The sequence below is a fragment of the Moorena sp. SIO3A2 genome, assembly GCF_010672265.1.
Taxonomy (GTDB): domain Bacteria; phylum Cyanobacteriota; class Cyanobacteriia; order Cyanobacteriales; family Coleofasciculaceae; genus Moorena; species Moorena producens.
The window spans coordinates 191,667-205,828 of the sequence record NZ_JAAHHC010000005.1 but is presented as its reverse complement, the minus strand read 5'-3'; the positions used below and the strand labels follow the sequence as shown (position 1 = coordinate 205,828).

General features: G+C 44.8%; 9 protein-coding genes. 7 read left to right on the top strand and 2 right to left on the bottom strand.

The window, feature by feature from the left end; all coding sequences use genetic code 11:
- Positions 1–215 precede the first annotated feature (215 nt).
- The gene (locus F6K64_RS07090; protein ID WP_287265136.1) at positions 216–2,615 is read right to left on the bottom strand and encodes a heavy metal translocating P-type ATPase; all 2,400 of its coding nucleotides are present in this window, start codon (positions 2,613–2,615) and stop codon (positions 216–218) included.
- Positions 2,616–3,289: 674 nt separating this feature from the next.
- Between F6K64_RS07090 and F6K64_RS07085 the strand changes: the two genes are divergently transcribed.
- The 7 genes from F6K64_RS07085 to tftA all read left to right on the top strand — a co-directional run bounded on the left by F6K64_RS07085 (position 3,290) and on the right by tftA (position 12,426).
- Positions 3,290–4,684 (top strand): methyltransferase domain-containing protein, encoded by a 1,395-nt coding sequence (locus F6K64_RS07085; protein ID WP_008188327.1) that lies wholly within the window; start codon positions 3,290–3,292, stop codon positions 4,682–4,684.
- A 24-nt stretch (positions 4,685–4,708) separates the two neighbouring features.
- Positions 4,709–5,314 carry an ureidoglycolate lyase gene (locus tag F6K64_RS07080; protein ID WP_008188325.1) on the top strand — a complete coding sequence of 202 codons (606 nt, stop codon included), beginning with the start codon at positions 4,709–4,711 and terminating at the stop codon, positions 5,312–5,314.
- A gap of 523 nt (positions 5,315–5,837) precedes the next feature.
- On the top strand, positions 5,838–6,323 hold the full coding sequence (gene panD, locus F6K64_RS07075) for an aspartate 1-decarboxylase (protein ID WP_008188324.1): 486 nt from the start codon (positions 5,838–5,840) through the stop codon (positions 6,321–6,323).
- A gap of 175 nt (positions 6,324–6,498) precedes the next feature.
- Complete coding sequence (locus tag F6K64_RS07070) at positions 6,499–7,818, top strand: TauD/TfdA family dioxygenase (RefSeq protein WP_008188321.1); 1,320 nt, start codon at positions 6,499–6,501, stop codon at positions 7,816–7,818.
- Between the two features lie 47 nt (positions 7,819–7,865).
- On the top strand, positions 7,866–9,167 hold the full coding sequence (locus tag F6K64_RS07065) for a TauD/TfdA family dioxygenase (protein ID WP_008188319.1): 1,302 nt from the start codon (positions 7,866–7,868) through the stop codon (positions 9,165–9,167).
- A gap of 605 nt (positions 9,168–9,772) precedes the next feature.
- Positions 9,773–10,879 (top strand): peptidoglycan-binding protein, encoded by a 1,107-nt coding sequence (locus tag F6K64_RS07060; RefSeq protein WP_008188316.1) that lies wholly within the window; start codon positions 9,773–9,775, stop codon positions 10,877–10,879.
- A gap of 233 nt (positions 10,880–11,112) precedes the next feature.
- Positions 11,113–12,426 carry a hormogonium tapered terminus morphoprotein TftA gene (gene tftA / locus F6K64_RS07055; protein ID WP_287265134.1) on the top strand — a complete coding sequence of 438 codons (1,314 nt, stop codon included), beginning with the start codon at positions 11,113–11,115 and terminating at the stop codon, positions 12,424–12,426.
- A 75-nt stretch (positions 12,427–12,501) separates the two neighbouring features.
- On the opposite strand, the gene F6K64_RS07050 is transcribed toward tftA, so the two are convergent.
- The gene (locus F6K64_RS07050) at positions 12,502–14,112 is read right to left on the bottom strand and encodes a CPBP family intramembrane glutamic endopeptidase (protein ID WP_287262971.1); all 1,611 of its coding nucleotides are present in this window, start codon (positions 14,110–14,112) and stop codon (positions 12,502–12,504) included.
- Positions 14,113–14,162: the final 50 nt, after the last annotated feature.

Genomic DNA, 14,162 nt, shown 5'->3' with positions numbered 1-14,162 from the left:
GGTAAGTTATTTTTGCGCGATTCCTTAGGTACTGATTTACCTAGAAAACTCTCCTGATTGCTGAGCATTATCTGATTATCCCTTGAATCAATAAAAGTAAACTACCAGACGCGAAGCTTACCCTATGGCGGTGGCTTCCGACGACCCAGGATACTGTAGCCTTCTGAAACCTTGCTGCTCTGATGGTCTATTATAGGTATTCAACTGGACTTGATCTAATTCCGTAAACGGGTTAGCAGCAGTGAATTTGTGACAACACTGATTGAGCTGAAAGCCATGAAGGCACCAGCAGCAGCAGGAGAAAGTACCATGCCAAATCCTGGTAGTAGCCCACCAGCGGCAATGGGAATACCCAATATATTGTAACCGAATGCCCAAAACAGATTCTGGCGGATTTTGTTGAAGGTGGCTCGTGATAGATCTATGGACTTGACCACATCGAGCAAGTTATTTGTGATCAGAATAATTCCTGCTGTTTCCGCTGCCACATCGGTTCCCCCATGCAAGGCAATCCCAACATCAGCTTGTGCTAGAGCTGGACTATCATTGATGCCATCTCCCACCATAGCCACACAGTTTCCCTGGTCTTGAAGGTTTGCGATCGCATTAGCTTTGCCATCGGGAAGCACCCCAGCAATAACATCCTCTGGCTCTATTGACAAAGTTTTGGCCACAGCAGCCGCCACTTCGGGTCTGTCACCAGTTAGCATCATCACCCGCAATCCCTGGTCTTTGAGGTGTTCTACTGTTTGTTTAGCCTCGACTCTCGGAACATCATTCACAGCAATTAACCCAACTAGTAGCCCATCAACGGCTACGTAAACTACTGTTTTCCCCCCATCTGCCAAAGCCTTGACTTCAGCTTGAGCAGTATCACTGATGGTAACACCCTGCTTACTCAACCAGTCTGCACTGCCAAGCACTACCCGTTGGTTTTCTACTAAAGCTGATAGTCCCAATCCTGGTTCTGTGTAAAAATCTTGAGCCCCTAACATCGGTAACTGTTGCTGTTGAGCTTCGGTAAGAATTGCGCTACCTAAGGGATGGGATGTGCCACTTTCTGCTGCTGCTGCCAGTTGCAGCAATTGGCTAGCAGAAGATAGAGCAATGGTTTTCGTACCAATAGCGCTCTGTTGGTCATTCTCTGTCTCAGGTTGAATCAGCAGGCAATCGGTAACCGTAGGTTGACCCTGAGTTAGGGTACCAGTTTTGTCAAAAACCACAGTATCCAGCCGATGCACCTGTTCTAAAATGTCACCACCTTTGATTAATAAACCCCGCTTTGCCCCCAGGCTGGTACCGACTAGAATGGCGGTAGGTGTGGCTAGACCCAAGGCACAGGGACAAGCAATCACTAAAACTGCGATCGCTAATTTCAAACTCAACAGTAATGGAGAAGCCGCCATGGTTGACCAGACCTCTGGCCAGATTTTAGTCCCAGCCACGTACCAAAATAGGAAGGTTAAAAATGCGATCGCCATCACCCCGTAGGTAAAATACCCTGCTACCAAATCCGCTAACTGCTGTACTGGCGCTTTCCGAGTTTGCGCTTCCTCCACTAGTGCTACAATTTGTGCCAGAGTAGTTTCCCTACCAGTACGGATTGCCTTTACCACCAGCACTCCCGATTGATTCAATGTACCACCAGTAACCATGTCCCCTGGTTGCTTCAATACTGGTCGGGATTCCCCCGTCAGCATTGACTCATCAATCGATGACACTCCCGTAATCACTTCCCCATCTACAGGAACTTTTTCCCCAGGTAATATCCTTAAGCATTCTCCCACCCGGACTTGCTCCACAGGAATTTCGATACCCGTTTGATCACCTTCTGTACTGTCTAATGTTCCAATCAAACGGGCGACCTGAGGCTGTAGGGATAGCAAAGACTCAAAATCAGCAGTAGCTTGATATCTTGCTCCTTGCTCTAAGGTCCGACCTAAGAGAATAAAACCCAGCAACATCACTGGCTCATCAAAGAAACATTCCCATCCCAGGTTAGGGAATAGTAATGCCACACAGCTAGTGGTGTAAGCCGTCACTGCCCCCAGTCCGATCAACGTATTCATATTGGGAGCACCGTGCCACAAACCGCGCCCACCCTCCACTATAATAGAGCGTCCAGGTAATAATAGCGCTAGAGTTGCCAGTCCCCAATGGAACCACAAAGTACTCAATACTGGCAGCATTGGTCCATGGAACCAATGACCGATATGTCCGACTGTAGAGAAGACAATCAGGACAGCAGCAATCACTAGTTGCTGGCGGTATGCTCTAGCTTCTTGCTGATGTCTCTGGGCTGGTGTTAACCTATCCTGGCTCTTAGTTCCCTGTTCAGTTTCAGGTAAACGGGGTTGACTAGGAAACCCTTTTGATGTAAGCAGCTCAGCTAAGACAGTTGGTTCCACCTCACCAGCTTGATACTCGACCACAGCTACCCCAGTTACCAGATTGACACAGGCTTTCGATACTCCAGGGTTACTGCTCAGTTGCCGTTCCACCACACCAACACAACCAGCACATTTCATGCCAGTTACATCTAATGTGATCGTTTCTACAGGCAAAGCTGGTTGGGTTAAGGTAGTCTTGGGATAAGTTGGGATAGATTTTGGCATAGATTTAGTGAACAGCTTCAGGAATAGTGGCAAAGCCTAGAGGATTAAGAGCAACATATTCCTCTAATTTCCAGCTTAAGCTAAGAGCTGCTCAACTAGGCTACAGTGGGTATTATTAATGGTTATCATTATTTTATTTTTTATGTTAATCACGACAGCAGAACACTTGGAAAAAAAGCTCCGTCAGCTTAGATAATCGAGATAGCACTAACTTAAGGGTTTCGACAAGTTTTGGAGGTATGAATAGTGTAGAAAAAAAAGCCCCAAATCAATGAGCTTTGCCAGCAGCTTAGTCAATAGAATTGCGATTGCAATTTCCCCATAGGTAAAGTACTCGGCTAAACTATCCCCTAGCTGCTGTAATGGAGCTTTCCAAAATTAATTGATACTCCCAGGTCGCGCTAACATTGGATTTTCAGAGTTGACCCCAGGGCTAACGATACCTTAAAACGCCCGATCCCGATTTTTAAAAAATCTGTTCGCGTAGCGTGGCCGAACGCGCACGCGTGGCCTAAAGGCCAAAAGGCCAGGAAATATGAAGGAAAATATCAAGGAAATATGAAGGAAATATGAAGTATTTCAAGAAACGAGCACTTATGAATTTACTCTCATGAAGGGAACTTCCCTGAAAATCTAGTAAGTCTCACTTGTAAGTCTCAACTTAGACGGAGCAAATGACACAGAAATATACAGAAGCAGACACAGAAGCGTTTTACGATCACGAAGACAGCATGTATCGTAGCTTCTGGGATTCTGAAGGCAGTTTACATTGGGGCTATTTTGACAACTTAGCTGACGCTCGTGCTCAAGACTTTGTCCCAGCTTGCCACCGTTGGAATGAATATATGCTCGCCTGCAGTGGGCTGACTAGTGAATCTCGGGTACTTGATATCGGTTGCGGCAACGGCAACACCGCTATCTGGCTAGCCCAGCAGACAGGATGTGAAGTTGTCGGCATTGACATCAGTGCAGTCCGGGTTGGCAATGCCAACGCTTTGGCTCAGGAGTATCCCTCCCTACGCCTGTCCTTTCAGAAAGCATCAGTAACTAGCCTACCTTTCTCAGACAATTCCTTTACCCATGTGTGGAGCCAAGCCACCATTTACCATGTCCACCAGCGAGAGCTAGCTCTGAAGGAGATTTACCGTGTTCTTCAGGAACAAGGCATCTTCCTGTTCGATGATCTGATCACTCCAGTGTCCGAGATCAGCCCAGAAGGCCAAAAGCACGTTTATCAACGACTACTGTTTGAACCAACATTTAGCTATGAGTCCTACGCAAAAACACTCAGAGAAATTGGCTTGATGGTGTTGGAAGCTAAAGACTTGAGCGAACACCTCAATAAGAGCTACCAACTGTTGTCAGAGCTAGCTCTGAGCAAGTATCCGAAACTTAGCGCTTCCTATGATAAGATGTGTGCGGCGATTGTAGCTCGGGAACTGGGATGGAGTTTCTATCGCTCTCAAAAGGTCAGCGATCGCCTCTCGTGGATCTACGAAACCAATGAGGAAAAAACCTTACAGGATAAGTACGATGCTTGGGCTACCATTTACGATGCTGACTTAGACGAGCCCTATCGCTGCTCTCCCGTTCAATCCGCAAAGGCTCTGGCAAACGTACTGCCAAATAAAGCAGCAAGCATTCTTGATGTTGGTGCAGGTACAGGAATGGTGGGTGAGGCTCTGGCAGAGCTAGGATACACCAACATTACAGCAGTTGACCTCTCCGAGGAAATGCTAGAGGTAGCTAGGAAAAAGCAAGTTTACACTGCCTTGCACCAAGCAAACGTGTCAGAAGCTCTAACCTTCTCTACTCCTGAGGCATTCGACGGGATTTTGGCGGTGGGGGTATTCACCTTTGGTCACGCCCATCCTCAAGGGTTGCGAAACTTATTCGAGCTATTGAAGTCTGGAGGATATTTTGTCCTAACCCTGCGAGTTGACTACCACGAAAGCAACGATTCATTACAAGAGGTTGTCCAAGAGCTTTCATGGAGTATAATCGATCGAGTAGAGTTTAACATCTTTGAAACAGAACCAATGGTTGCTCTAGTGCTGAAAAAGCACTAATTGCTGATAGTTTAAGGGAAAATCATGGCTACACCATGCAAATACTATGACGTTCCATTAAAAAAGCTGAACTCAAAAAATGCTGAAGGATTAGGAACTGTATTCACGGATTTTGAAGATGTTGAAATAGAGTTGTGTAAATGGCCAAACCCAGGAAAACGACCTCTTATTGCTAGGGGGGGTTATGGTACATTTATTGAAGACGAGTTCAAAGTATATTGGCGTGGTTCTACCGTGCTTTCCGCTGACCATAAAAATGCTCGCGGTGGTGCAGCAGGAAAGGCTATAGTTGATCCTGAGACTAACTCTAACTATGTGCTAGTGAATTGGCTTAGCGCCCATCTAGATGCAGGAGAGGCTTTTATTCCTAAAAATGGTGAACCTAGCATTTTTTTATTAGCTCCTCCTGGGGACAATGTCAAACCAGAAGATTTTGTAGCGCTTTACTCCGATGGTAGTTACGGCATATCAATTCATCCTGGAGTATGGCACACAGCTCCCCTACCGCTTTCTGGAGAAGTAGTCTATAAAAATAAGCAAGGCAGTATCTATGCTACAGTAGATTGTCTATTGTTGAAGGAGCAAGATACTTGTCTAAAGATTCCCCTTCGTAAACCTGAAGAAGACTGACAATATAGATAGCCAACACAGCACGGAATAGATAGAAACAGATGATTTTCTATAATTTGAAGTGCAAGTATTTTCCTTAGCCGCTTCTAAAGGAGCTAGAGCGCCAGTTACAAAAAAATTCGCCCCCCTAGCCCCCCAAGTTTGGGGGGAAATAGACTTAAAGTCCCCCATAATTGGGGGATTTAGGGGGCTTAGGGTGGGAGGGAGAAAGGTAAATCGATGTATTTTCTGGAAAATGATGTGTAAAAAAATGTGTCAACTTCTATTACTGAATAGCTGCTAAAAATCGCCTATTTAGTAATCATGGCAGACGAAAAAAAATCCGTATTTATAGACTCATAAATCACTGAAGAACCGAAGTGATTTAGGTTTTTAGTGATTAGTGGAGCGATGGTATAGCAATCTCAAATAGAGAGCGTAAAATGCCAATGGCTAAGTCCAGAAATAGGCTCGTTCACGTCAATTGAATTTCAATTCATTCAATTCATTCAATTCATTCATTCAACTCAACGGAGAATAAATCATGGCGACCATCAAACTAATGCACGCCAAGCTACATCGAGTGCGTGTAACTGAGGCAAACCGCCACTATGTGGGCAGTGTCACGATTGACTCCGACTTGCTGGCACAGGTAGGGATCCTACCCCTCGAAGAAGTAGAAATTGTCAACATTGACAATGGCAATCGCTGGTCAACCTATGTTTTGCCAGGAGAAGCAGGTTCAGGAAAAATTTGTCCCAATGGAGGGGGAGCGCTACTGTGCAAAGAGGGAGATACCTTGATTATCTGGGCAAACGAGCAATGCGATCGCGCTGAAATTTTGAGTAGCGGACACCAAGCGCGGGTACTGATTGCTGATGAAAACAACTGCTGTCAAGAAGTTTTTTACCAGACTCTCACCCCTACTCTCACCCCTAATGGAGAGAAACTGGAATACAACGGCTATCAAACCAGTAACGGCAAACAATTGACCTCTAAGTCAGAGGTAATGGTGGGGGCTGAAGCCTAGTTTTCCAGGAATTACGCATTTGCCTCCTAAATACCCCAAAATTGGGGTATTTTGACATCATTACTTTCCATAAATATCCATAATTTGGTAGATAGGGGTGCTAAATACACTTAAGCGCGTAAGTCCTGTTTTCAAATAAATCGGAAGCAAGTAATACAAAGCATAAAGGTGAAAGATGACAACCCTACTTCGGCAACTCAAAGCCGCTTTTCGGATTGAATCAGTTGCAGTGAACAACAACGGTGTACAAGTCACTTGGAAAGATGGTCATCATAGCTTTTACCATAACCTCTGGCTGCGGGATGCTTGCCACTGTCCCGAATGCTTCCAGCAGGATACATTGAGCCTTAACAGCTCAGAAGGGGAAGGACATGACCCCCTGAAAATGCCACTCAATCCCATCACTGAAGCGGTCAAGATTGATCGTGAAGGCAATTTGGATATAGTCTGGGGCGGTCAAGAACCTGGACATCACAGTGTATTCGATCCATCTTGGCTGCGAGTTCACTGTCAAACAGACCCCGCTCTCAAACAGCGACGAAAACCCCAACTGTGGGATTCATCAGTGTCCATCCCTCATTTCGATTACTACGAAGTGATGAAAGACGATTGGGCACTGTTGCTGTGGTTGGACAAGATGCTGGAATTGGGAGTAGTCATCATTGACAACGTGCCCAAGAATCGAGAAAGTTTTCAGGCACTGATAGAGCGGATTGGACCGATCCAAGAACGATATCATCCCACCCATATCTTTACGTTGGATACAGCAAACAAACTGGCAGGGAATATTCACCACGCCTATCAGTATATGCAACGTTTACATAATCACACAGACCATGTGTCTTACAACGTTCCTCCCAGACTGCAATTTCTCGGATGTATCCAATACGACAACCCAGACTATGACAAACAGGCATATTCCACGTTAGTGGATGGATTTAAAATTGCCCAAGTTCTCAGAACCCAACAGCCAAAATTCTTCGAGTTGCTGACCACAGAGTATGTGCCAACAGGTCGCCGTCGCCTGGGTGTGGAAGAAAAAGTATCTAAGCATGAAATTGGCACCAAGAAGTACCAATGGGAAACTTATCATCGTCAGCATGTAATTAATTTGGATGAAACGGGTGAAGTCTACCAGATTCGTCACCATGAAACAGACCGAGTGCCACTAGAGGTTTCTCCTGATAAGATTCAAGACTTATATGCAGCCTACCAAGCATTTACAGCGCTAGCTGAAGCTCCTGAATATAACGCCGAATTTCTGATCGCTCCGGGACAAGTATTAGTTAACGACAACTGGCGATTACTCCACGGGCGTACCGCCATTCATAATCCTCAGCTGCGACGAGTTTTACTGGGAGCCTACATGAAGCCAGAAACATTCCGTAGCAGGCGGCGACTGTTACTAGGTAAGAAAAGCGGTATGTCAGATATCTGGTTAATGGGATGCTCAGACCGTGCTTTAGAAATTCTGGCAGACCGCACCACAATCTAAAGAAACGACATACATAGCAGCTTGATACATAGGAGCTTGAAATTAACATGACCACGCTACTTCGACAACTCAAACCTGCTTTTTGTATCAAATCCATGGCAACCAGTGACAATGGCGTAGAGATCACTTGGAAAGATGGCCATCAAAGCTTTTACCATAATCTCTGGCTCCTAGATAGCTGTCGCTGTCCTAAATGCTTTCAGCGAGATACCTTAAGCCTCAATAGCGGACATGACCTCCTCAAAATTCCTTTAAACCCAACTACTGAAAAGGTGACAATTGATCCTGAAGGGAATTTGGATATTGTCTGGGGTGGTCAGGAAACAGGGCATCACAGTGTATTCGATCCTTCCTGGCTACGAGTTCATTGTTACAATGACCCAGCCCTTAAACAAAAATCAAAACCTCAACTTTGGGATGCATCAGTATCTATCTCTTATTTTGATTATCATGAGGTGATGAATGATGACGACGTTTTATTGTCTTACTTAAATCAGCTCGTCGAACTAGGGGTAGCAATAATTGAGAATGCTCCAAATGACGAACAAAGCTTTCGGGCATTGGTGGAACGGGTGGGGCCTTTACGGCAACGTTATCATCCCACCAATGTATTTACTATGGATAGACAAAACACAGTTGCTCAAGCTATCCAACACTCTTATCAATTGGGGCGTTTAAGAAATCATACAGACGTTACTGCCTTCGATATTCCCACTGGAATCCAATATCTGCAATGTACCCTCTACGACAACCCGGATAACGACAGACAAGCCTATTCTACCGTCGTTGATGGTTTCAAATTAGCAGAGGTAATCAAAACAGAAAACCCCTACTTCTTTGAGCTACTTACCACAGAATATATACCAGCAGGTCGTCGGCGACTCTCTGTAGAAGAGAAACTATCGGAAAATGATTTCAGCCCCCGAAAATACGAATGGGAAGCTTATCGACGTAATCATCTAATTAACTTAGATGAAAATGGAGAAGTTTATCAGATTCGGTATAACCACAACACCAGGATACCTCTAGAAGTTTCCTACGATAAGATTCAAGACCTATTGACAGCCTACCGAAGATTTTCCCAACTGTTACAAGATCCTGACTATAATGCCGAATTTCTACTGACTCCTGGACAGGTGTTAGTAGTTGACAACTGGCGAGTGCTCCATGGACGTACTGGTATCTGGAGTCCTTTCCTGAAACGAACCTTGCTAGGAGCCTACTTGGAGGAAGAAACCTTCCGCTGTAGACGGCGAATTTTGCTAGGGGAGAAAACTGGGATGTCAAACCTGTGGTTAATGGGATGCTCAGACCGTGCTTTGGAAATTCTCGCAGATCGCTATGTTTGAGATGCATAATCTTAATCGATGGGAAGTGAAGCGCTGTCAACAACAAACAGCGCTTGCATCAGAAGATTAAAGCTATTTTTAGGGCGCACCTCGGTGCGCCCTAACTATTATAATAGTTGCTCATTATCACAAATCGGTAATTTATTCCTAAATAATATGCTAGTTATTAAACTGGCACAAGCAAAAAAAATTTTTGTCCTCCCATTTTAATAGAGGTTCCCGAGGGATTGTTAAAGCAGACATAATAGGACTTAAGGCTCGAATGCTGATTACAGTAACAGGGATTGGGCTTAGGAATCGAGTCAGTAGCTGCTCACTGTCTAACCAAGCACCAACATTGATATCCTCTTGACTCTAACCGTTACCAGAGGAGGATTATGGCTAATTTTTCAAGGATTTGCCCATAATCCCAGGCTCTAGTATTGAATATAAATATATAGTGTAAGAGTCTTGAGTTAGGTACCGCTAACAACAGCTAGCTTGAAACGTCCTAATAACTCCTCCTAGGCAGGAGTGTACTTGAACTAACAAACACCAATTACCACTCACCAATCACGACTCACCAATCACGACTACTGCCACCATTTCATCTATGAGGGAAACTGATGGTCTTATCTTTGAAAATCGTACATGATACCTTCCTAAAACAGCAACCTGTACCCAGCCAGAAGATCGAAAATGAAGAGGATAAAGTTTGGGTCAAAAAAGGCAGGGAACTAGAGCTGCACAGCTGGGTAGACCTCAAAGAAGAGAAGTCTTACCTGCGGGTTGCTTTGACCAAAGATGAATTTAATGGCAAGAATACCTGGTACGTCTACGAACCCCATGTGGAAGTTTGGGATGACGACAAGCAGTTGTTCCCTAAGAAAATATCCATCAAGGTCAGGAATGTTACCTCCTGCTCCACAGAAGTGGTTCGGGGGCTAGACAAACAGATTATTGATGAAATGAACCGACTCATCCCGAATGTACTAATCAGTTTTGATGATTTAGATGTGGAACTAGGTCCTGCTGTCTGGGCTATGCTGCAACCCGCTGCCAAAAGAGCCCTCGAACGTGCTATTCAAGACCGGGGCGTTCCCATGGTAATCAATTCAGCCTATCGCACCATTGCCCAGCAATTAGTGTTATATAACCACTACAGAAATCGCCGTTGCGGTATTCCCATTGCTGCCCGTCCGTCTCGAAGTAATCACCAAAGTGGTCTAGCCATTGATATTTCAGATTACCTGAGCTGGCGACCTTACCTCCAGAAGTACGGCTGGCGATGGCTCGGTTGGGGGGACCCAGTTCATTTCGACTACGTAGGCGGACGGACCCGAGACATTCGCTCCCTAGCAGTGCGGGCATTCCAGCGAGTTTGGAACCGCTATAATATCAATGACCGGATTGCCGAAGATGGTTCCTACGGACCATCAACCGAGAGACGACTAAACAATAGTTTTTCAGAAGGGTTTTCGATCTCGGTACCCCCCAAGACCGAATCTGACAAGTCAATACAATTTCGGGTACTGCGCCTAAGCCAACCTTACATGAAGGGAGAAGACGTACGTGCTATTCAACAAGCCTTGGCCAAAGCAGGCTATAGTCTGGAGCCGGATGGTGTCTATGGACCAGGTAGTGAGGGAGTTGTAAAGCAGTTCCAAGAACAAAACGGCTTAGATGTAGATGGAGTTGTCGGCCCAGCAACCCGTGCCAAGATGGGACTTTAATCGAGAACCATTGACCCTAACCCAATGGTCAATGGCAAAACAATGTATCATTCATTCACAAGTTCCAGAGGTATTCATCATTCCTAAGTCATCATTGATTGTTTCATTGATTGTTTCTCCGTAACTGACAATTTAAATGCGAAATGCGTAAGCTATTAGCACGACTTTTTAAAGCTATCTACCGAATTATTTTCCGACCAAAAAACGGTAAACTAAGGAGAAGAGACCAACCCATGGCACGTATTCTAATTTCCGCTGGTCATGACCTCAAAGACCCGGGAGTAGTGGCTTTAGGCACAACAGAATCTCGGGAAATGATACTTACCCGTAATGAAATTGTTAAAGAGCTTGAATTACGGGGAGTAGATTGTATTGTTGTTCCTGACTCTCTCAGTCGTCGAGACACGATTCGATGGATCAATACCAATGCTGTGCCTGGTGACGTAGCCTTGGAAATCCATGGTAATGCCTTTAACGGTTCCCTGCGAGGGGCTCAAGCTTTTTACATCTATGGTAACGATGAAAGGCAGCTGGATGCTCAGCTCTTACTGAATGCCTTACTCCAAGAAATTCCTGAACTTCCCAGTCGTGGCGTTCAACCCGATATCCACTCTCCAAATCGGCGTGGCTTATCCTTTTGTCGTCAGGTAGCAGTCTCTTCGGTACTCATGCAGTTGTGTTTTATCGACAATCCTCAAGACCTAGAGTTACTGCAAAATCAGCGGGAAAAATTTGCCAAAGGGATTGCTCAAGGGTTAATTCAATGGAGCGGTCAGACTCCAAAAACTCCTGAATTTCCTACTATCAATATCTTTATTAAACAACAGAAGTATGACGAAAAAGGTATTTTAATTAATAGCAATGCCTTTATTCCCGTTGATTTAGTGGAAATGCTCGGGATTAGCCTAACTGATCGGGAAGATATTCGCCAAATCAGTTATGGAAATGTTGTCTATGTCAAAGCGGTAGACTTACAGGATTTTAATATAGCTGCATCCTGGGAAAATCAGACAAAAACTGTAATTTTAAATTCACTTCCCCGCACCTTACTGGAAGATGGTGACCAAATTATGGGGATGGGAAATGCCACGGAAAGCCAATTGAAAAGCTTTCTTGAGAAAAACAATGAAGACGGTTTAAAACAATTTCCTGACTTACCCAGACTTTACATAGAAGAAGCGGAAAATGAGTTAGTTAACCACGATGTTGCCTTCTGTCAGATGTGTTTGGAAACCGATTATTTACGCTTTGGAGGGAAGGTCAAACCTGAGCAGAATAACTTCTGTGGATTGGGTACTGTTGAGGCTAGTGCTGCTGGTGCTACATTTCCTGACCCGAAAACAGGAGTTAAAGCTCACATTGAGCACCTGAAGGCATATGCCAGTACTGATATGATTAACGAGCCCCCGATAGTAGACCCTCGTTTTGACTATGTGCCCAGAGGTGTTGCTCCTTCAGTTTATGACTTAGGCAGACGTTGGAATCCAGATTTGGAGTACGGGAATCAGATTATGGTACTTATTAAACAGCTTTATGGTGTTTTTTGAAGGATGAATAATGTAATACGTCATACTTCACACTTAATACTTAACACTTGATACTTCACACGTCATACTCAATTGTTAACTACTGCCTAAAACAAACAAACTCAGAAGCGTACCACTATTCCAGAGACTATGGAGCAGCATGGGAGCTAGGAGATTACGCGATCGCGTGTAAACGAATCCCAAGACAATTCCCAATGTGGCTAGGGGTAGGACTTCTGAGAGACTCAAATGAGCGATCGCAAAAATCAGACTACTTAATGCGATCGCTCCCCAAACTGGTAGATAACGAGTCAAAGAGGGTAACAAGAACCCTCGAAAGATTATCTCCTCAAACACTGGTGCTGCCACAGCTGCTGTCAGAAAAAATATCGTCAAAGCTATGCTGTCCTGTCCCTCCAAAGCTAGGGGCAACAGTGGGTTACTACCGCCATTTCCTTGCCATAACTGTTGGTTAATCAGAGATACCACAATCACCAAGGGGAGTGCTATCAAATAGCCACCGACTCCCCATACAATCCAGTTGCTGCGCCACTTGAAACGAAACCAATCCTGTGGCAGGGGCAAAAAGGGCTTAATGGAAAGGTACATCACTAACAAGCCCCCAAATGCCATGATTAGGTAAGTTAGCAACACATAGAAAGCACTCATCTGTACCGTAAAATTGGCTGGGTTAATCCCAACAATCCCCAGTGAGAGCCCAATTAAAAGCGGTAACAGGAGTTGACCGATGGCGAAAAAACCAAAAATCAGCACTTGCCAAATAATTTCCCCATCCCAAGCTGTTTTCCATGGGAGATTATGATTGGTTGCTAGAAGGGATTGCTGACCTTGAAACAACAACTGACCAACCAAGCACACTAAGATTATCAAACCCAATAGGGTGTTAAATCCTGGGATGACAGCGATAACGAATAATTTGACAATTGCTTGTTCAGCCGTTTCTTGTTCTTGGGTTTGGAGTGACAATAGGTCACTTTGGCGCTGCTGCACTTGATACAGCTGACTCAAAGCGCGATAGCGGAACCAATTATCTAAGTTTTGTTCAATTTTTTCCTCAGCATCTGGTAGTACCAGGGGTGGCTCACTCCATAGACCCATTAATACCCCAGCAGTTTCTAATGAGCCATTAGGGTATGTCTTTGCATCCCAGGTTTCAATAGCAGCATCGGTTTTTCCTTGTTGAGCTTGGAGAATTCCAATACGCAAATCCAGCCGAGCAATCAGCTGTTCGATGTCAGACAATGACTCTTGCAATTGCTGCTGCTCTGAGGGATAGGAGTTTTCGGTCAGGGGAGTGGCTGGTGATTGTGATGGCGCTCCATCATTTGGTGTGGTTACCTTCCCTATGGAAAATTTTTGGAGTTTGGTCAGAACCTTTGACTGATTGGTCTGAGCCAATTGACGGGCTGTTTCATACTGTTTTTGAGCAGATTGAAACGGCTCAGCACCAATTAAAGCATTTCGAGCCACAGTCCAATCTACCTTAGACTCCTGATTAGACTGCTCAGATGTAGCAGAATCAGAGGTTGTTTTCTGCCACTCCCAGCCATGAAGTACTAGATTGGTTTGGCGAAGTTCCAGATTAGTTTGAATCTGGGGCTGACCCCAGCTTTCTACCAGAGAAAGGCCAATTCTAGCGATCGCAAAAATCGTCAGTACAATTAAAACCAACCGTTTTATAGTCATCGAACCCCCCAACACACAAGCATTTTGCTCATTAGTTACTAGTTATTTTT